General features: G+C 72.8%; 17 protein-coding genes. 16 read left to right on the forward strand and 1 reads right to left on the reverse strand.

Features of this window, described 5'->3' with window-relative positions; translation table 11 throughout:
- The first annotated feature begins 258 nt into the window (after window positions 1-258).
- The 14 genes from pyrR to AC067J_RS17195 all read left to right on the forward strand — a co-directional run bounded on the left by pyrR (window position 259) and on the right by AC067J_RS17195 (window position 16,755).
- Window positions 259-882 (forward strand): bifunctional pyr operon transcriptional regulator/uracil phosphoribosyltransferase PyrR, encoded by a 624-nt coding sequence (gene pyrR / locus AC067J_RS17130; protein WP_478299909.1) that lies wholly within the window; start codon window positions 259-261, stop codon window positions 880-882.
- A 5-nt stretch (window positions 883-887) separates the two neighbouring features.
- The gene (locus AC067J_RS17135) at window positions 888-1,865 is read left to right on the forward strand and encodes an aspartate carbamoyltransferase catalytic subunit (protein ID WP_478299911.1); all 978 of its coding nucleotides are present in this window, start codon (window positions 888-890) and stop codon (window positions 1,863-1,865) included.
- On the forward strand, window positions 1,862-3,166 hold the full coding sequence (locus AC067J_RS17140) for a dihydroorotase (protein ID WP_478299912.1): 1,305 nt from the start codon (window positions 1,862-1,864) through the stop codon (window positions 3,164-3,166). Before AC067J_RS17135 ends, AC067J_RS17140 begins: the two co-directional genes overlap by 4 nt.
- Window positions 3,163-3,726 (forward strand): PH-like domain-containing protein, encoded by a 564-nt coding sequence (locus tag AC067J_RS17145; protein WP_478299914.1) that lies wholly within the window; start codon window positions 3,163-3,165, stop codon window positions 3,724-3,726. The genes AC067J_RS17140 and AC067J_RS17145 overlap by 4 nt, the downstream gene beginning before the upstream one ends.
- Entirely contained in the window at window positions 3,723-4,880 is a 1,158-nt protein-coding gene (gene carA / locus AC067J_RS17150) for a glutamine-hydrolyzing carbamoyl-phosphate synthase small subunit (protein ID WP_478299916.1), read from the forward strand. The genes AC067J_RS17145 and carA overlap by 4 nt, the downstream gene beginning before the upstream one ends.
- Window positions 4,873-8,184, forward strand: coding sequence for a carbamoyl-phosphate synthase large subunit (carB, locus tag AC067J_RS17155; RefSeq protein WP_478299918.1), 3,312 nt, complete (start codon window positions 4,873-4,875; stop codon window positions 8,182-8,184). Before carA ends, carB begins: the two co-directional genes overlap by 8 nt.
- A gap of 66 nt (window positions 8,185-8,250) precedes the next feature.
- Window positions 8,251-9,363 carry a quinone-dependent dihydroorotate dehydrogenase gene (locus AC067J_RS17160; RefSeq protein WP_478299920.1) on the forward strand — a complete coding sequence of 371 codons (1,113 nt, stop codon included), beginning with the start codon at window positions 8,251-8,253 and terminating at the stop codon, window positions 9,361-9,363.
- A 29-nt stretch (window positions 9,364-9,392) separates the two neighbouring features.
- Window positions 9,393-10,226 carry an orotidine-5'-phosphate decarboxylase gene (gene pyrF / locus AC067J_RS17165; protein ID WP_478299922.1) on the forward strand — a complete coding sequence of 278 codons (834 nt, stop codon included), beginning with the start codon at window positions 9,393-9,395 and terminating at the stop codon, window positions 10,224-10,226.
- A gap of 314 nt (window positions 10,227-10,540) precedes the next feature.
- Window positions 10,541-10,867, forward strand: a complete 327-nt coding sequence (gene mihF / locus AC067J_RS17170) for an integration host factor, actinobacterial type (RefSeq protein ID WP_030056187.1) — start codon at window positions 10,541-10,543, stop codon at window positions 10,865-10,867.
- A gap of 48 nt (window positions 10,868-10,915) precedes the next feature.
- Complete coding sequence (gene gmk, locus AC067J_RS17175; RefSeq protein ID WP_360187214.1) at window positions 10,916-11,473, forward strand: guanylate kinase; 558 nt, start codon at window positions 10,916-10,918, stop codon at window positions 11,471-11,473.
- A gap of 36 nt (window positions 11,474-11,509) precedes the next feature.
- The gene (rpoZ, locus tag AC067J_RS17180; RefSeq protein WP_030240625.1) at window positions 11,510-11,776 is read left to right on the forward strand and encodes a DNA-directed RNA polymerase subunit omega; all 267 of its coding nucleotides are present in this window, start codon (window positions 11,510-11,512) and stop codon (window positions 11,774-11,776) included.
- A gap of 197 nt (window positions 11,777-11,973) precedes the next feature.
- Window positions 11,974-13,209, forward strand: coding sequence for a bifunctional phosphopantothenoylcysteine decarboxylase/phosphopantothenate--cysteine ligase CoaBC (coaBC, locus tag AC067J_RS17185; protein WP_478299923.1), 1,236 nt, complete (start codon window positions 11,974-11,976; stop codon window positions 13,207-13,209).
- A gap of 148 nt (window positions 13,210-13,357) precedes the next feature.
- Window positions 13,358-14,566: a methionine adenosyltransferase gene (gene metK / locus AC067J_RS17190; RefSeq protein WP_478299925.1), complete on the forward strand. Its 1,209-nt coding sequence runs from the start codon at window positions 13,358-13,360 to the stop codon at window positions 14,564-14,566.
- Window positions 14,567-14,667: 101 nt separating this feature from the next.
- A complete protein-coding gene (locus AC067J_RS17195; protein WP_478299927.1) occupies window positions 14,668-16,755 on the forward strand; it encodes a primosomal protein N' in 2,088 nt (695 codons plus the stop codon).
- Window positions 16,756-16,806: 51 nt separating this feature from the next.
- Here the strand turns inward: AC067J_RS17195 and AC067J_RS17200 are convergent, their stop codons facing one another.
- Complete coding sequence (locus AC067J_RS17200; protein ID WP_478299929.1) at window positions 16,807-17,484, reverse strand: hypothetical protein; 678 nt, start codon at window positions 17,482-17,484, stop codon at window positions 16,807-16,809.
- Between the two features lie 255 nt (window positions 17,485-17,739).
- Here AC067J_RS17200 and def point away from each other — a divergent pair, with 255 nt between their 5' ends.
- Together def and fmt are read left to right on the forward strand one after the other, a co-directional pair.
- Window positions 17,740-18,285: a peptide deformylase gene (def, locus tag AC067J_RS17205; RefSeq protein WP_478299931.1), complete on the forward strand. Its 546-nt coding sequence runs from the start codon at window positions 17,740-17,742 to the stop codon at window positions 18,283-18,285.
- Window positions 18,286-18,475: 190 nt separating this feature from the next.
- The gene (gene fmt, locus AC067J_RS17210; RefSeq protein ID WP_478299933.1) at window positions 18,476-19,486 is read left to right on the forward strand and encodes a methionyl-tRNA formyltransferase; all 1,011 of its coding nucleotides are present in this window, start codon (window positions 18,476-18,478) and stop codon (window positions 19,484-19,486) included.
- Window positions 19,487-19,531: the final 45 nt, after the last annotated feature.

Below are 19,531 nucleotides of genomic sequence, written 5' to 3' on the forward strand. Positions count from 1 at the left end.
GGTTCGACGTCCGTCTCGTAACTCACTGTGAGGTTACGTAGAGTGAGGTAGTTGCGTCAAGCCGAATGGGGCAGTCGTGCGAATGGCCCGCATCAGCCGTGCGTCCGGTGCGTTAACCCGGAGAAGCGGAATGGTGGCCGTCGGTTTGCCGGTGACCGCGCTGATACGATGACCGGAGCCCACGCCGCGACGGCGGGGGTCATTCCAGACATCCTTTAAGACCCGTCCCGTGAGGCGGGGAAGGAGGTCCGCTTCGGCATGACCGCACACCACGAGACCGCTCCGCGACCGCCGCACCAGGTGCTGGACGGCACGGACATCGCCCGGGTCGTCACCCGGATAGCGCACGAGATCGTCGAACGCGCCAAGGGCGCCGAGGACGTCGTGCTGCTCGGCATCCACACCCGCGGCGTCCACCTCGCCAAGCGCCTGCACGCCAGGCTGGCCCAGATCACCGGCCGCGACATCCCGCTCGGCACCCTGGACATCACCATGTACCGGGACGACCTGCGGCTGAAGCCCGCCCGCGCCCTGGAGCACACCGAGATCCCGTCCGGCGGCATCGACGGCAGGCTCGTCATCCTCGTCGACGACGTGCTCTTCTCCGGCCGCACCATCCGGGCCGCGCTCGACGCGCTGAACGACATCGGCCGGCCGCGCGCCGTCCAGCTCGCCGTCCTGGTCGACCGGGGCCACCGCGAGCTGCCGATCCGCGCCGACTACGTGGGCAAGAACCTGCCCACCTCGCTGCGCGAGGCCGTCCAGGTGCGGCTCGCCGACCGCGACGGCGTGGACGCCGTCCTGGTCGGGGACCGCGACTTCGCGGCCCGCTCCTCGCAGGCCCTGGCCTCCCAGCCGTCCGAACCGCACCTCCCGGAGTAACCCGCGTGAAGCGCCACCTCGTCTCCGCCGCCGATCTCACCCGCGACGACGCGCTGCTCATCCTGGACACCGCCGAGGAGCTCGCCCAGCTCTCCGGGCGGGCCGTCAAGAAGCTGCCCACGCTCCGCGGCCGGACGGTCGTCAACCTCTTCTTCGAGGACTCGACCCGCACCAAGACCTCGTTCGAGGCCGCCGAGAAGCGGCTCTCCGCCGACGTCATCAACTTCTCCGCCAAGGGCTCCTCCGTCTCCAAGGGCGAGAGCCTCAAGGACACCGCGCTCACCCTGCAGGCCATGGGTGCCGACGCGGTCGTCATCCGCCACCACGCCTCCGGCGCGCCGGCCCGCCTCGCCCAGTCCGACTGGCTGCACGGCAGCGTCATCAACGCCGGCGACGGCACCCACGAGCACCCCACCCAGGCGCTGCTCGACGCGTTCACCATGCGCCGCCACCTCAACCCGGGCCTCGGCCACGACCTCGCGGGCCGCCGGGTGACCATCGTCGGCGACATCCTGCACAGCCGCGTCGCCCGCTCCAACGTCCACCTGCTGACCACGCTCGGCGCCCACGTCACCTTCGTCGCCCCGCCGACGCTGCTGCCGATCGGCATCGAGAACTGGCCCTGCGAGGTCAGCTACGACCTGGAGCGCGTGCTGCCCAAGTCGGACGCGGTGATGATGCTCCGGGTGCAGCGCGAGCGGATGAACGCCGCCTTCTTCCCGACCGAGCGCGAGTACAGCCGCCGCTACGGCCTGGACGGCACCCGGATGGCGCAGCTGCCCGAGCACGCCATCGTCATGCACCCCGGCCCGATGGTCCGCGGCATGGAGATCACCGCCGAGGTCGCCGACTCGCCGCGCTGCACCGTCGTCGAGCAGGTCGCCAACGGCGTCTCCATCCGGATGGCCGTGCTCTACCTGCTGCTCGGCGGAGCCACCCTCAACGACGCCCCCCGCACCGACTCCGTGGAGACTGCTCAGTGACCACCTACCTGATCCGCAACGCCCAGATCCTCGGCGGTGCCCCGCAGGACCTCCACATCGCCGACGGCACCGTCCAGGCGATCGGCACCGGCCTGGACATCGAGGCCGACATCGAGATCGACGCCCGCGGGCTGATCGTCCTGCCCGGCCTGGTCGACCTGCACACCCACCTGCGCGAGCCCGGCCGCGAGGACGCCGAGACCGTCCTCACCGGCACCCAGGCCGCCGCCAAGGGCGGCTTCACCGCCGTCCACGCCATGGCCAACACCTTCCCGGTGGCCGACACCGCCGGCGTGGTCGAGCAGGTCTGGCGGCTCGGCCAGGAGTCCGGCTACTGCGACGTGCAGCCCGTCGGCGCCGTCACCGTCGGCCTGGAGGGCAAGAAGCTCGCCGAGCTCGGCGCCATGCACGACTCCGCGGCCGGCGTCCGGGTCTTCTCCGACGACGGCAAGTGCGTCGACGACGCGGTGATCATGCGCCGCGCCCTGGAGTACGTGAAGGCCTTCGACGGCGTCGTCGCCCAGCACGCCCAGGAGCCGCGCCTCACCGAGGGCGCCCAGATGAACGAGGGCCAGGTCTCCGGAGAGCTCGGCCTCGGCGGCTGGCCCGCCGTCGCCGAGGAGGCGATCATCGCCCGCGACGTGCTGCTCGCCGCCCACGTCGGCTCCCGGCTGCACGTCTGCCACGTCTCCACCGCCGGCTCGGTCGAGATCATCCGCTGGGCCAAGGCCAAGGGCTGGGACGTCACCGCCGAGGTCACCCCGCACCACCTGCTGCTCACCGACGAGCTGGTCCGCTCCTACGACCCGGTGTACAAGGTCAACCCGCCGCTGCGCACCGCCGAGGACGTCCAGGCGCTGCGCAAGGCGCTCGCCGACGGCACCATCGACGCCGTCGCCACCGACCACGCGCCGCACCCTGCCGAGGACAAGGACTGCGAGTGGGCCGTGGCCGCGATGGGCATGGTCGGCCTGGAGACCGCGCTCTCGGTCGTCCAGCAGACCATGGTCGAGACCGGCCTGCTGAACTGGGAGGGCGTCGCGGACCGGATGTCCCACCGCCCGGCCCGGATCGGCCGCCTCGCCGGGCACGGCCGGCCGATCTCGGTGGGTGAGCCGGCCAACCTGGTGCTGTTCGATCCCGCGTACCGTGGTGCCGTGAACCCCGACAGCTTCGCCACCCGCTCCCGGAACACCCCCTACCGGGGCCTCGACCTGCCCGGACGGGTGCACGCCACCTTCCTGCGCGGCACCGCGACCGTGCTGGCCGGCGAGCTCGTCGAGCAGGGCGGGCTCGCGTGACCTCCGCACTGCTCGCCCAGGAGCAGGCCAGGGTCACCAACTGGCCCGGCTACATCGGCTGGGCGGTCGGCCTGCTGCTGGTGATCGGCCTGGTCTACTGGCTGATGCGGCAGGGCTGGAACTGGCGCCGCACCCTCCAGTCCGGGATCCCGCCGCTGCCCGCGGTGCCGGAGCGCGCCGGCCGGACCATCCTGGAGACCAGCGGCCGGTACCACGGCACCACCACCGCCGGGAACTGGCTCGACCGGGTCGTCGCGCACGGCCTGGGCACCCGCAGCCGCGCCGACCTGACCCTCGGCGAGAACGGCCTGCTGGTGCAGCGACCCGGCGACGTCGACTTCTGGATCCCCGCCGAGCACCTCACCGGTGCCCGCACGGACTCCGGGATAGCCGGCAAGGTCGTCCCGTCCGGACTCCTCGTCGTCACCTGGACGCACGAGGGAACGGAGCTGGACTCCGGCTTCCGGGCCGACCACCCCGACGAGCACGCCGCCTGGGTCGAGGCGATCGCTCGACTTGCAACACGTACGACCACGAAGACGGAAGAGGCCGCGCAATGACCGCACCTGCCCCCACCACGCAGCGCCAACGGCGGGAGCGCACCCCCGCCGTGCTCGTCCTGGAGGACGGCCGGACCTTCCGCGGCGAGGCCTACGGCGCCACCGGCGAGACCTTCGGCGAGGCGGTCTTCAACACCGGCATGTCCGGCTACCAGGAGACCCTCACCGACCCGTCGTACCACCGCCAGGTGGTCGTGATGACCGCCCCGCAGATCGGCAACACCGGCTGGAACGACGAGGACGACGAGTCCGGACGGATCTGGGTCGCCGGGTACGTCGTCCGCGACCCCGCCCGGGTCGCCTCCAACTGGCGCTCGCGCCGCCCGCTCGACGAGGAGCTCGCCAAGCAGGGCGTCGTCGGCATCAGCGGCATCGACACCCGGGCGCTCACCCGCCACCTGCGCGAGCGCGGCGCGATGCGCTGCGGGATCTTCTCCGGCGAGGCGCTGGCCGACCAGGCCGCGCTGCTCGCCCGGGTGCAGGCCTCGCCCGAGATGAAGGGCGCCGACCTGTGCGCCGAGGTCGCCACCACCGAGGCGTACGTGGTGCCCGCGATCGGTGAGAAGCGCTTCACCGTCGCCGCGCTGGACCTCGGCATCAAGGCGATGACCCCGCAGCGGATGGCCGAGCGCGGCATCGAGGTGCACGTGCTGCCGGCGAACTCCACCATCGAGGACGTCTACGCCGTCAACCCCGACGGCGTGTTCTTCTCCAACGGCCCGGGCGACCCGGCCACCGCCGACCACCAGGTCGCCGTGGCGCAGGGCGTGCTGGAGCGGAAGACCCCGTTCTTCGGGATCTGCTTCGGCAACCAGATCCTCGGCCGCGCGCTGGGCTTCGGCACGTACAAGCTCAAGTACGGCCACCGCGGCATCAACCAGCCGGTGCAGGACCGCACCACCGGCAAGGTCGAGGTGACCGCGCACAACCACGGCTTCGCCGTGAACGCACCGCTGGACAAGGTGAGCGACACCCCGTTCGGGCGCGTCGAGGTCTCCCACGTCTGCCTCAACGACGACGTGGTCGAGGGCCTCCAGGCGCTCGACGTCCCCGCCTTCAGCGTGCAGTACCACCCCGAAGCGGCCGCGGGTCCGCACGACGCCGCCTACCTGTTCGACCGCTTCGTGAAGCTCATGGAGGGCCAGCGTGCCTAAGCGCAGTGACATCAAGTCCGTCCTGGTGATCGGCTCCGGCCCGATCGTGATCGGCCAGGCGGCGGAGTTCGACTACTCCGGCACGCAGGCCTGCCGCGTCCTGCGGGCCGAGGGCCTGCGGGTCGTGCTGGTCAACTCCAACCCCGCCACGATCATGACCGACCCGGAGATCGCCGACGCCACCTACGTCGAGCCGATCACCCCGGAGTTCGTCGAGAAGATCATCGCCAAGGAGCGCCCCGACGCGCTGCTGCCGACCCTGGGCGGCCAGACCGCGCTCAACACCGCGATCGCCCTGCACAAGGCCGGCACCCTGGAGAAGTACGGCGTCGAGCTGATCGGCGCCGACGTCGAGGCGATCAACAAGGGCGAGGACCGCGAGCTCTTCAAGGGCGTCGTCGAGGCCGTCAACGCCAAGATCGGCCACGGCGAGTCCGCCCGCTCCGTCATCTGCCACACCATGGACGAGGTGATCGCGGGCGTCGACACCCTCGGCGGCTACCCGGTCGTCGTCCGCCCCTCCTTCACCATGGGCGGCGCCGGCTCCGGCTTCGCCCACGACGAGGACGAGCTGCGCCGCATCGCCGGCCAGGGCCTGACCCTCTCGCCGACCACCGAGGTGCTCCTGGAGGAGTCCATCCTCGGCTGGAAGGAGTACGAGCTGGAGCTCATGCGCGACAAGAGCGACAACGTCGTGGTCGTCTGCTCCATCGAGAACTTCGACCCGATGGGCGTGCACACCGGCGACTCGATCACCGTCGCGCCGGCGATGACGCTCACCGACCGCGAGTACCAGATCCTGCGCGACATCGGCATCGCCGTCATCCGCGAGGTCGGCGTCGACACCGGCGGCTGCAACATCCAGTTCGCCGTCAACCCCGACGACGGCCGGGTCATCGTCATCGAGATGAACCCGCGCGTCTCGCGCTCCTCGGCGCTGGCCTCCAAGGCCACCGGCTTCCCGATCGCCAAGATCGCCGCCAAGCTGGCCGTCGGCTACACGCTCGACGAGATCCCCAACGACATCACCGAGGAGACCCCGGCCTCCTTCGAGCCGACCCTCGACTACGTCGTGGTGAAGGTCCCGCGGTTCGCGTTCGAGAAGTTCCCGAGCGCCGACGCCACGCTGACCACCACCATGAAGTCGGTCGGCGAGGCGATGGCGCTCGGCCGCAACTTCCCCGAGGCGCTCAACAAGGCGCTCCGCTCGCTGGAGAAGAAGGGCTCCCAGTTCACCTGGACCGGCCCGGTCGGCGACAAGGCCGAGCTGCTGGCCAAGGCGGTCGTGCCGACCGACGGCCGGATCAACACCGTGATGGAGGCCATCCGGGCCGGCGCCACCCCCGAGGAGGTGTTCGACGCCACCAAGATCGACCCGTGGTTCGTCGACCAGCTCTTCCTGCTCGACGAGATCGCCGCCGAGCTCACCGACGCCGCCGAGCTCACCCCCGAGCTGCTCCGGCACGCCAAGCGGCACGGCTTCTCCGACCAGCAGATCGGCGAGATCCGCGGCCTGCGCCCGGACGTCGTCCGCGAGGTCCGGCACGCACTCGGCATCCGCCCGGTCTTCAAGACCGTGGACACCTGCGCCGCCGAGTTCGCCGCCAAGACCCCGTACTTCTACTCGTCCTACGACGAGGAGAGCGAGGTCGCCCCGCGCACCAAGCCCGCCGTGATCATCCTCGGCTCCGGCCCGAACCGCATCGGCCAGGGCATCGAGTTCGACTACTCCTGCGTCCACGCCTCCTTCGCGCTGTCCGACGCCGGGTACGAGACCGTGATGGTCAACTGCAACCCGGAGACCGTCTCCACCGACTACGACACCTCCGACCGGCTCTACTTCGAGCCGCTCACCCTGGAGGACGTGCTGGAGATCGTCCACGCCGAGCGGCAGGCGGGCCCGCTGGCCGGCGTCATCGTCCAGCTCGGCGGCCAGACCCCGCTCGGCCTGGCCCAGGCGCTCAAGGACAACGGCGTGCCGATCGTCGGCACCCAGCCCGAGGCGATCGACCTCGCCGAGGAGCGCGGCGCCTTCGGCCGCGTGCTGCGCGACGCCGGCCTGCCCGCCCCCAAGCACGGCACCGCCTTCTCCTTCGAGGAGGCCAAGGCCATCGCCGACGAGATCGGCTACCCGGTCCTCGCCCGCCCGTCCTACGTGCTCGGCGGCCGCGGCATGGAGATCGTCTACGACGAGGTCTCCCTCGCCTCCTACCTGGAGCGGCACGCCGGCCTCATCTCCGAGCACCCCGTGCTGATCGACCGCTTCCTCGACGACGCGGTCGAGATCGACGTCGACGCGCTCTACGACGGCACCGAGCTCTACCTCGGCGGCGTCATGGAGCACATCGAGGAGGCCGGCATCCACTCCGGCGACTCCGCCTGCGCCCTGCCCCCGATCACCCTCGGCGGCTACGACATCAAGCGGCTGCGCGCCTCCACCGAGGCGATCGCCCGCGGCGTCGGCGTCCGCGGCCTGATCAACATCCAGTTCGCCCTCTCCGGCGACATCCTCTACGTGCTGGAGGCCAACCCCCGCGCCTCCCGCACCGTGCCGTTCACCTCCAAGGCGACGGCCGTGCCGCTCGCCAAGGCCGCCGCCCGGATCTCGCTCGGCGCCACCGTCGCCGAGCTGCGCGCCGAGGGCCTGCTCCCGGCCGACGGCGACGGCGGCACGCTGCCCGCCGACGCGCCGATCGCGGTCAAGGAGGCCGTGATGCCGTGGAGCCGCTTCCGCGACGTCCACGGCCGCGGCGTGGACACCGTGCTCGGCCCGGAGATGCGCTCGACCGGCGAGGTCATGGGCATCGACAAGGTCTTCGGCACCGCCTACGCGAAGTCCCAGACCGGCGCCTACGGCGCGCTGCCGACCAAGGGCAAGGTCTTCGTCTCGGTCGCCAACCGGGACAAGCGCAACCTGGTCTTCCCGGCCCGCGCGCTGGCCAGCCTGGGCTTCGAGCTGCTCGCCACCGCCGGCACCGCCGAGGTGCTCCAGCGCGGCGGCATCCCCGCCACCGTGGTGCGCAAGCACAGCGAGGGCGAGGGCCCGAACGGCGAGCGGACCATCGTCCAGCTGATCCACGACGGTGAGGTCGACCTCATCATCAACACGCCGTACGGCACCGGCGGCCGCCTCGACGGCTACGAGATCCGCACCGCCGCCGTCGCCCGCTCGGTGCCCTGCCTGACCACCGTGCAGGCCATGGGCGCCGCCGTCCAGGGCATCGACCGGCTGCTGCGCGACGAGGTCGGCGTCATGTCGCTCCAGGAGCACGCCGAGCTGATCAACGCCGGCCGCGCCAAGTAGCACCACCGCAGTGGGGGGCACCAGTACCGCCGGGTGCCCCCCACTTCCATGCCCTGGGAGGACTTTGTGTACAAGCTGCTGTTCGACCTCGTCTTCAAGAAGATGGACCCGGAGAAGGCCCACCACCTCGCCTTCTTCTGGATCCGGCTGGCCTCCTCGGTGCCCGGCCTGCGGATCCTGGTCCGGCGGGTGCTGGCCCCGCGCGACCGCGCGCTGCACACGGGCGCGCTCGGCCTCGACCTGCCCGGCCCGTTCGGCCTCGCGGCCGGCTTCGACAAGAACGGCGTCGGCATCGACGGCCTGTCGATGCTCGGCTTCGACTACGTCGAGATCGGCACCGTCACCGGCGAGGCCCAGCCCGGCAACCCGACGCCGCGGCTCTTCCGGCTGGTCGAGGACCGCGCCCTGATCAACCGGATGGGCTTCAACAACCAGGGCTCGGCCCGCGTCGCCGCCCGGCTCGCCACCCGCCCGCACACCACCTCGACCCCGGTCGTCGGCGTCAACATCGGCAAGACCAAGGTCGTCGAGGAGGCCGACGCGATCGCCGACTACGTCAAGTCCACCGAGCGCCTCGCCCGGTACGCGGACTACCTGGTGGTCAACGTCAGCTCGCCGAACACCCCCGGGCTGCGCAACCTGCAGGCCGTCTCGCACCTCGGCCCGCTGCTCGGCGCCGTCCGCGAGGCCGCCGACCGGACCACCCCGCACCGCGTCCCGCTGCTCGTCAAGATCGCCCCCGACCTGGCCGACGAGGACGTCGACGCCGTCGCCGACCTCGCCCTGGAGCTGGGCCTGGACGGCATCATCGCCACCAACACCACGATCGGCCGCGAGGGCCTGCGGACCCCCGCCGCCCGGGTCGAGGAGATCGGCATGGGCGGCCTCTCCGGCGCGCCCCTCAAGGACCGCGCGCTGGAGGTCCTCCAGCGGCTGCGCACCCGCACCGGGGGCCGGCTCGTCCTGGTCTCGGTCGGCGGCATCGAGACCGCCGAGGACGCCTGGCAGCGGATCGTCCACGGCGCCGACCTGGTCCAGGGCTACAGCGCCTTCATCTACGAGGGCCCGTTCTGGTGCCGCCGCGTCCACAAGGGCCTCTCGGCCCGCGTCCGGGCCGGTGGCTTCCGCAACCTGGCCGCCGCCGTCGGCAGCGCGGTCGACGCGCCCAAGGCCGCCTGAACACCCCCCACGCTCCCCGGAAGGACGTCATGACCCTCGCCCCCTTCGGCGCCCGGCTGCGCCACGCCCTCGACACCCGCGGCCAGCTCTGCGTCGGCATCGACCCGCACGCCTCCCTGCTCGCCGCCTGGGGTCTGGAGGACTCCGTCGCGGGCCTGGAGACCTTCAGCCGCACCGTGGTCGAGGCGCTGGCCGACCGGGTGGCCGTGCTCAAGCCGCAGGCCGCCTTCTTCGAGCGCTTCGGCTCCCGGGGCGTCGCCGTCCTGGAGAAGTCCGTCGAGGAGGCCCGGGCGGCCGGCGCGCTGGTCCTGATGGACGCCAAGCGCGGCGACATCGGCTCCACCATGGCCGCCTACGCGGAGGCCTTCCTGGCGCCCGGCAGCCCGCTCTTCTCGGACGCCGTCACCGTCAGCCCCTACCTGGGCTTCGGCTCGCTGCGGCCGGCGCTGGACCTCGCCACCGCCAACGGCGCGGGCGTCTTCGCGCTGGCCCTCACCTCCAACCCGGAGGGCGCCGAGGTCCAGCGCGCGGTCGGTGCGGACGGCCTCCCGGTGGCCGCCTCGGTGCTGCGGCAGCTGGCCGCCGAGAACGCCGGCGCCGAGCCGCTCGGCTCGTTCGGCGCGGTGGTCGGCGCGACGCTGGCCGACGCCGGGGTCGACCTGGCGATCAACGGCCCGCTGCTGGCCCCCGGGATCGGGGCCCAGGGCGCGACCATGGCGGACCTGCCGCGGGTCTTCGGCGACTCGGTGCGCAACGTGGTGCCGAGCGTCAGCCGGGACGTGCTGAAGCACGGCCCCTCGGTCGAGGCGCTGCGGGCGGCGGCCGACCGTTTCGTCCGGGAGTACGCGGACGCGGTCAAGTAGCGGACGGAGCAGTGCGGTGGCGGGCGGGCGACGACAGTTGACGTGAGCGCCGTCACACTGGGGGCGTCAAAGGTCCGCAATCGCGGTCATTTTGCCCGGGAAAGTCCTGGTCGGCCTTGGCTGACCAGGACTTTTCGTGTTCTTTTCCTGACGTGGCGCCGCAATCCGGGTAGTGTCCGGCGATAGGTCATCGAAGAGCCGCGAAACTCGTTGCTCTCGCAGGTCAGGGGCGGCGAGTTCGTCCTGTGACCGGTGTCCTGGGAAACAAACCAGTCATAGTTCAATCCCTTCCATCCACACCTGAGGTGAACGGCGTGGCTCTTCCGCCCCTTACCCCTGAACAGCGCACCGCCGCGCTCGCCAAGGCCGCCGAGGCTCGCCGGGAGCGCGCCGAGGTGAAGAACCGGCTCAAGCACTCCGGCGCCTCCCTGCACGAGGTGATCAAGGCCGGCAAGGCCGACAACGACGTGATCGGCAAGATGAAGGTCTCCGCTCTGCTGGAGTCCCTTCCGGGTGTCGGCAAGGTCCGGGCCAAGCAGATCATGGAGCGCCTCGGCATCAGCGAGAGCCGGCGTGTCCGTGGTCTCGGGACCAACCAGATCGCCTCCCTGGAGCGGGAGTTCGGCGGCGGTGCCGCCTGACCGTGCCCCGTGGTCCCGGGATCGCCCGCGATCCGGGATAATCGGTGCATGAGTGAGCGTCCGCGGCTGACCGTGCTCTCCGGCCCCTCGGGGGTCGGCAAGAGCACGGTCGTCGCTCATATGAGGAAGCAGCACCCCGAGGTCTGGCTCTCGGTGTCGGCGACGACCCGCCACCCGAGGCCGGGCGAGCAGAACGGGGTCCAGTACCACTTCGTCGACAACGACGAGTTCGACAAGCTGATCGCCAACGGCGAGTTGCTGGAGTGGGCCGTGTTCGCGGGGAACCGCTACGGCACCCCGCGTTCGGCGGTTCTGGAGAAGCTGGAGCGCGGCGAGCCCGTGCTGCTGGAGATCGACCTGCAGGGCGCCCGCCAGGTGCGCGAGTCCATGCCCGAGGCGCAGCTGGTCTTCCTGGCCCCGCCGAGCTGGGACGAGCTGGTCCGCCGGCTCACCGGCCGGGGGACCGAGCCGCAGGACGTGATCGAGAAGCGGCTGGAGGCGGCGAAGGTCGAGCTGGCCGCCGAGCCGGAGTTCGACACGACCCTGGTGAACACCTCCGTCGAGCAGGTGGCGACCGAACTGCTAGCCTTGCTCGGTGTAGGCTGAGCTTTTGTCTTTTCCACCCTTTCGGAAGGTTTTCGCGTGTCCTCTTCCATGACCGCGCCCGAGGGCATCATCAACCCGCCGATCGACGAGCTGCTTGAGGCCACCGACTCCAAGTACAGCCTGGTGATCTACGCGGCCAAGCGTGCCCGTCAGATCAACGCGTACTACTCCCAGCTCGGTGAGGGCCTGCTGGAGTACGTGGGCCCGCTGGTCGACACCCACGTGCACGAGAAGCCGCTGTCGATCGCGCTGCGCGAGATCAACGCCGGCATGCTGACCGCCGAGGCGATCGAGGCCGCCTGAGGCACCGCCTTCGTCCGCAGGGCCCGTCGGAGTTCGCTCCGGCGGGCCCTGCGGCGTACCCGGGCTGGGTGTGCTCTCGGCCCCTCGGCGTTCCCGGGCGGGGTGAGGGGTGTGCGGGGTGCCACAGTGCGGGGTGAGTGCGGGTGATCACCGGCGGGTCGTAGGGTGGGCGCACCGAGCGAGGAGAGATGGGGATCATGGGCGGCAGCACGGAGCAGGCGGGCGCACCGCGCGTCGTCCTCGGCGTCAGCGGCGGCATCGCCGCGTACAAGGCGTGCGAGCTGCTGCGCCGGTTCACCGAGTCCGGCCACCAGGTCACCGTGGTGCCCACCGAGGCGGCGCTGCACTTCGTCGGCGAGGCCACCTGGGCCGCGCTCTCCGGCCGCCCGGCCGCCACCGAGACCTGGGACCGCGTCCACGAGGTGCCGCACGTGCGGATCGGGCAGGGCGCGGACCTGGTCGTGGTCGCCCCCGCCACCGCCGACCTGATGGCCAAGGCCGCCCACGGGCTCGCCGACGACCTGCTCACCAACACCCTGCTCACCGCGCGCTGCCCGGTCGTCCTGGCGCCCGCGATGCACACCGAGATGTGGGAGCACCCGGCCACCCGGGAGAACGTCGCCACGCTGCGCCGCCGGGGCGTGATCGTGCTGGAGCCCGCCAGCGGGCGGCTGACCGGCAAGGACACCGGCAAGGGCCGGCTGCCCGAGCCGTCGGCGATCTTCGACGCCTGCCGGGCGGTGCTGCGGTACGGCGGCGTCCGGGCCGACCTGGCCGGCCGACACGTGGTGGTCTCGGCCGGCGGCACCCGTGAGCCGCTCGACCCGGTCCGCTACCTGGGCAACCGCTCCTCCGGCAAGCAGGGGTACGCGCTCGCCGCGACCGCCGCCGCGCGCGGCGCCCGTGTGACCTTGATCTCGGCCAATGCCGAGCTGCCCGACCCGGCCGGGGTGGACGTGGTGCGGGTGGCCACCGCCCTGGAGCTCCGGGAGGCGGCGCTGGCGGCGGCGGCCGACGCGGACGCCGTGGTCATGGCCGCGGCGGTGGCCGACTTCCGGCCCGCGGTCTACGCCGCCGGCAAGATCAAGAAGGTCGAGGGGGTCGAGCCGGCGCCGGTCGCGCTCGTCCGCAACCCCGACGTCCTGGCCGAGCTCTCGGCCCACCGTCCCCGTTCGGGTCAACTGGTCGTGGGTTTCGCGGCGGAGACCGACGAGGTGCTCGCGAACGGCCGCGCGAAGCTCGCCCGGAAGGGCTGCGACCTGCTGGTCGTGAACGAGGTCGGGGACGGCAAGGCCTTCGGCCAGGACGTCAACGAGGCCGTGGTTCTGGGCTCGGACGGCAGTGAGACGCCCGTTCCGGTGGGTCCGAAGGAGGCGCTCGCGGACGTCGTCTGGGGCCTGGTCGCGGAACGGCTCGATCTGCTCGCCGAGTGATCTCGAAGGGTGGGCGGGCGGTCTCCAATTGCGGAATCGCGTGACGATTGCGGGAGGCCGCCCGTTACACTCCAGGAATCAAGTCTTTCCGGAAGTCCCGGTCCGACCGGGCTTTCAGTCAGCAGCCGCTGCAACCCCAGGGAGCGCTGTGTCTCGCCGCCTGTTCACCTCGGAGTCCGTCACCGAGGGACACCCCGACAAGATCGCTGACCAGATCAGCGACACCATCCTCGACGCCCTCCTCCGCGAGGACCCGACCTCCCGGGTCGCGGTGGAGACGCTCATCACGACCGGCCAGGTGCACGTGGCCGGCGAGGTGACCACGAAGGCGTACGCGCCGATCGCCCAGCTCGTCCGGGACAAGATCCTGGAGATCGGTTACGACAGCTCGAAGAAGGGCTTCGACGGCGCCTCCTGCGGCGTGTCGGTGTCCATCGGCGCGCAGTCGCCCGACATCGCGCAGGGTGTCGACACCGCGTACGAGGCCCGGGTCGAGGGCGACGAGGACTCCCTGGACAAGCAGGGCGCCGGTGACCAGGGCCTGATGTTCGGCTACGCGTCCGACGAGACGCCCGAGCTCATGCCGCTGCCGATCACCCTGGCGCACCGGCTCTCCCGCCGGCTGACCGAGGTCCGCAAGAACGGGACCATCCCGTACCTGCGCCCCGACGGCAAGACCCAGGTCACCATCGAGTACGACGGCGACAAGGCCGTCCGCCTCGACACCGTGGTCGTCTCCACCCAGCACGCCAGCGACATCGACCTCGACTCGCTGCTCACCCCGGACATCCGCGAGTTCGTCGTGGAGCCGGAGCTGAAGGCGCTGGCCGACCAGGGCATCAAGCTCGTCACCGAGGGTTACCGCCTGCTGGTCAACCCGACCGGCCGCTTCGAGATCGGCGGCCCGATGGGCGACGCCGGCCTGACCGGCCGCAAGATCATCATCGACACCTACGGCGGCATGGCCCGCCACGGCGGCGGCGCCTTCTCCGGCAAGGACCCGTCCAAGGTGGACCGCTCGGCCGCGTACGCGATGCGCTGGGTGGCGAAGAACATCGTCGCCGCCGGCCTCGCCCGCCGCGCCGAGGTGCAGGTCGCGTACGCGATCGGCAAGGCCGAGCCGGTCGGCCTCTTCGTGGAGACCTTCGGCACCGAGACCGTGCCGGTCCTCAGCATCCAGAAGGCCGTCACCGAGGTGTTCGACCTGCGCCCGGCCGCGATCATCCGCGACCTGGACCTGCTGCGGCCGATCTACTCGCAGACCGCCGCCTACGGCCACTTCGGCCGTGAGCTGCCGGACTTCACCTGGGAGCGGACCGACCGGGTCGACCAGCTGAAGAAGGCCGTCCAGGCCTGACCGGAGCATTCGACGTCTGACCGCAGGTGGTGGCCGTCCGGTGAGCCGGACGGTCACCACCTGCGGTTTTCTGTCGGTGGTACCTGGTAGTACTTGGGGCGATGAGCAACACGCAGGGGAGTGACGAGGGCGGGGCGCCGGAGCAGCTGGCGTTCATCCGGGAGACGGTCCGCCGGGCCAAGCCGCGCACCTGGCACGGCGCCAAGCGGGCCGAGCACCTGCCGGTGGCCCGGGTGGTCGTCGACAAGGGCGTGCTCACCATCGACAAGTTCTTCGACTACGCGGTGCCCGCCGCGATGGCCGAGGAGGCGCAGCCCGGCGTCCGGGTCCGGGTGCGTTTCGGGGCGCGCGTGGTCAAGGGGCAGCGCGAGGGCGGGGAACTGCACGACGGCTTCATCGTCGCCCGGCTGGAGAAGAGCGACTTCCCCGGGCCGCTGGCCCCGCTCGCGCAGGTCCTCTCGCCCGAGCCGGTGCTCACCCCGCAGCTGCTGCGGCTCTGCCGCACCGTCGCCGACCGGTACGCCGGCACCCTCGCCGACGTCCTCCAGCTGGCCGTCCCGCCCCGGCACGCCAAGGCCGAGGCCGAACCCTCGCCGCCGCCGCGTCCGCGCCCCGCCGCGCCCGCGCCCGGCGGCTGGTCGCGCTACCCCGCCGGGCCCGACTTCCTCACCGCCCTCGCCGAGGGCGGCTCGCCCCGCGCCGTCTGGACGGCGCTGCCCGGCCCCGGCTGGCCCTACGAGATCGCCCGCGCCGTCGCCGCCACCCTGGCCTCGGGGCGCGGCGCGCTGGTCGTGCTCCCCGACGGGAAGGCGGTCGCCCGGGTGGACCGGGCACTGACCGAACTGCTCGGCGAGGGCATGCACGCCACCCTCGCCGCCGACCTCGGCCCGCGCGAGCGCTACCGGCGCTGGCTCACGGTCGGCCGCGGCTCGGTGCACGCCGCCGTCGGCACCCGGGCCGCGATGTTCGCGCCCGTCCACGACCTCGGGCTGGTCGTCGTCTGGTCCGACGGGGACTCCAGCCACAGCGACCCGCGCGCACCGCACCCGCACGTCCGCGAGGTGGCCCTGCTGCGGGCCGCCGAGGAGGGCGCCGGTGTGCTGCTCGGCGGGCACGCCGTCACCGTGGAGGGCGCGCAGCTGGTGCGGACCGGGTGGGCCCGGCCGCTCGCCGCCGACCGCGAGACCGTCCGGCAGGTGGCCCCGCGGGTGCGGACCGTCACCGACCAGGACCAGCACCGGGACGCCGCCGCGCAGGCCGCCCGGCTGCCGTCGGTCGCCTGGGAGGCGGCCCGGGAGGGGCTGGCCGCCGGCGGACCGGTGCTGATCCAGGTGCCCCGGCGCGGCTACGTGCCCCGGATGGCCTGCGGACGCTGCCGCACCCCCGCCCGCTGCCGGCGCTGCGAGGGCCCGCTGGAGGCCGCCGGTGCCGACGCCCCGCTGCACTGCGGCTGGTGCGGCGAGGAGGAACGTGACTGGCACTGCCCCGAGTGCGGCTCGTTCCGGCTGCGCGCCTCGGTGGTGGGCGCGCGGCGGACGGCGGAGGAACTCGGCAAGGCGTTCCCGCGCGTGCCGGTGCGGACCTCCGGGCGGGACGCGGTGCTGGCCACGGTGCCGGACGAGCCCGCCCTGGTGATCTCCACCCCCGGCGCCGAACCGGTGGTCGAGGGCGGCGGCGGGTACGCGGCCGCGCTGCTGCTGGACGGCTGGGCGCTGCTCAGCCGCCCCGACCTGCGGGCCGGGGAGGAGACGCTGCGGCTCTGGCTGGCGGCCGCGGCACTGGTCCGGCCGTCGACCGAGGGCGGCACGGTGGTCGTCGTCGCCGAGCCGACCGCGCGGCCGGTGCAGGCCCTGGTGCGCTGGGACCCGCTCGGGCACGCCGGGCTGGAGCTGGACGAACGGGCGCAGCTGCACTTCCCGCCGGTCGCGCGGATGGCCTCGGTGGCCGGCAGCCCGGCGGCGGTCGCCGACCTGCTGGGGCTGATCCGGCTGCCGGAGGGGGCGGACGTGCTCGGGCCGGTGCCGGTGCCGGCGCTGCGGGGGGAGGAGCAGGAGCGCGCGCTGCTGCGGGTCGCGCCCGGGCAGGGCGCGGCGCTGGCGGCGGCGCTGAAGGCGGCGCAGATCGCGCGGATCGCGCTGCGGACGCCGGAGGCGGTGAAGGTGCGGATCGATCCGACGGACATCGGGTGAGGAGCGGGGCGGGGTGAGCCGCCGCCCCCCACCCGGTGGCCGGTGGGCGGGTCAGCTGCGGAGGGGGACGCCGGTGCGGTCGATGGTGGAGCGGTCGATCGGGGTGCGGTCGAGGGTGGAGCGGTCGATCGGGGTGCGGTCCAGGCCGCCGCGCTCCATCGCGGCCCGGTCCAGGCTGCTGCGGTCGAGCCCGCCCTGGCGGGCGGCCGGGACGGTGGCGGCGAGGCCGGTCGGGGCGGGCGCGGGGGCCGGCGTGTGGCCGGGGGTGTGACTGGGGGTGTGGCCGGGCGAGTGGCCGGGCGTGTGCCCGGGCAGCTCCTCGGAGCGGTCGGGCCGGCTCGGGTTGGGCACGGTGCCGCCCGCCGCCAGCAGCTCGCTGGTCGGCCGGCGCATCCCGTAGCGCCGGTGCACCGCCTGCTTGGTGACCCCCAGCGCCGAGCCCACCGAGTCCCAGGAGAAGCCCAGCGCGCGGTCGAACTCGACCGCCGCCGCCACCAGCGTCTCCACGCTCTCCCGCAGCTCCTGCGCCAGGCGCACGGTCGGCGCGGGGGCGCGCCCGTAGACGACGAACCCCGCCGAGGTGCTCGGCCGGCGGGGCCGGTAGACGTTGCCCAACTGGGCGGTGAGCGTCCGCAGCGCGTCGACCTGCCGCCTCACCCGCTCGATGTCCCGCACCAGCAGGTGCAGGCTCGCCCGCGCCCGGGCGTCGTGGTTGATCTGCTCGGCCATGGCCTACGTGCCACCTTCCGTACGGTTCGGCTCGACCGGAGCGCCCTTCCCGCGCGCTCCGGCGTTGGTCAATCCCACTTGACCAACGCCGGACCGGCCGCCGGGGTCACGCAGGCAAGGTGAGTCGGGATATGCCAGATAGCGGTGCGGGCGGATTGCATAGACTGACCGGCGGCCGATTCCGACGGCCGCAGCAAGCAGCCAGCACCCCGACCCGTACCCGACCCGCACCCCGACGGACAGGAGCCCGCATCCGTGGCGATCCAGCCGATCCGCATCTTCGGAGACCCCGTCCTGCGCGCCACCGCCCGGCCCGTCACCACCTTCGACAAGGAACTCCGGAACCTCGTCAAGGACCTCACCGACACCATGCTCGACGCCCCCGGCGCCGGCCTGGCCGCACCCCAACTGGGGATCTCCCTGCGGGTGTTCACCTACCACGTGGACGGCGTCACCGGGCACCTGATCAACCCGGACCTGTCGCTGAGCGAGGAGGAGCAGGAGGGCCCCGAGGGCTGCCTCTCGCTGCCCGGCCTGCGCTACGACACCCGGCGCTCGTACGGCGTCGTCGCCAAGGGCTTCGACATGTACGGCGAGCCGGTCACCGTCGAGGGCACCCAGCTGCTCGCCCGCTGCATCCAGCACGAGACCGACCACCTCGACGGCATCATCTTCATCGACCGCCTCGACACCGAGCAGCGGAAGGCCGCGCTCAAGGCGATCCGTGACTCGGACTGGGGCAGCGGCCCGGCCCCGGTGGTCAAGGTCTCCCCGCACAGCACCTTCGGCGCGGCGCGCTGACCCGCCGGGGCCCGCCCCGAGGAGCCGGCACCGCCCGCACCCGCACCCGCACCGCGCGGGCCGTGGGCGTGGTCCGGCCCCGCAGAGCCCTGCACAGCCCTGCACGTCCCCGCACAGCCCTGCACGTCCCCGTACAGCCCTGCACGTCCCCGTACAGCCCGTACACCTCAGCACAGCAGAAAGGCACTTGATGCGCCTCGTGTTCGCCGGCACCCCCGAGGTCGCCGTTCCCGCCCTGGACGCCCTGCTCGCCTCCGACCGGCACGAGGTCGTCGCGGTGGTCACCCGCCCCGACGCCGTCTCCGGTCGCGGCCGCAAGCTGGTCGCCAGCCCCGTCGCCCAGCGCGCCGAGGAGGCCGGGATCGAGGTCCTCAAGCCGGCGAAGCCCAGCGACCCCGACTTCGTCGCCCGCCTCACCGAACTCGCCCCCGACTGCTGCCCGGTCGTCGCCTACGGCGCCCTGCTGCGCCCCGGCACCCTGGAGATCCCCGCGCACGGCTGGGTCAACCTGCACTTCTCGCTGCTCCCCGCCTGGCGCGGCGCCGCACCCGTCCAGCACGCGGTGATGGCCGGCGACGAGGTGACCGGCGCGTCCACCTTCCTGATCGAGCAGGGCCTGGACTCCGGCCCGGTCTACGGCGTGCTCACCGAGGAGATCCGCTCCACCGACACCAGCGGCGAACTGCTCGACCGCCTCGCCCACTCCGGGGCCCGCCTGCTCGTCGCCACCATGGACGGCATCGAGGACGGCGCCCTGCACGCCGTCCCGCAGCCCGCCGAGGGCGTCACGCTCGCGCCGAAGATCAGCGTCGAGGACGCCCGGATCGACTGGACCGTCCCCGCGCTCCGGATCGACCGCGTGATCCGCGGCTGCGCCCCCGCCCCCGGCGCCTGGACGCTGTTCCGCGGCGAGCGGCTCAAGGTCACCGGCCCGATCAAGCTGCTGCCGGGCTCCGCCGAGCTGGCCCCCGGGGAGCTGGCGGTCGGCAAGAACTCCGTCCGGGTCGGCACCGGCAGCCACGACGTCGAGCTGGGCGAGGTGCGACCGCAGGGCAAGAAGGCGATGCGGGCGGCGGACTGGGCGCGCGGCGCCCGGATCGAGTCCGGCGAGCGGCTCGGCGAGGAGGCGGCCGGGGAGCCGGCGGGGGAGCCCGCCGGGAAGGCCGACGGGCAGCCCGGCGACGGTCCCGGCGCGGGCTGATCCGGCCGGCGAGCCCGCGACCCGGGTTTCGCGTTACTGTTCCAG

This window comes from Kitasatospora sp. NPDC042419, assembly GCF_056437345.1.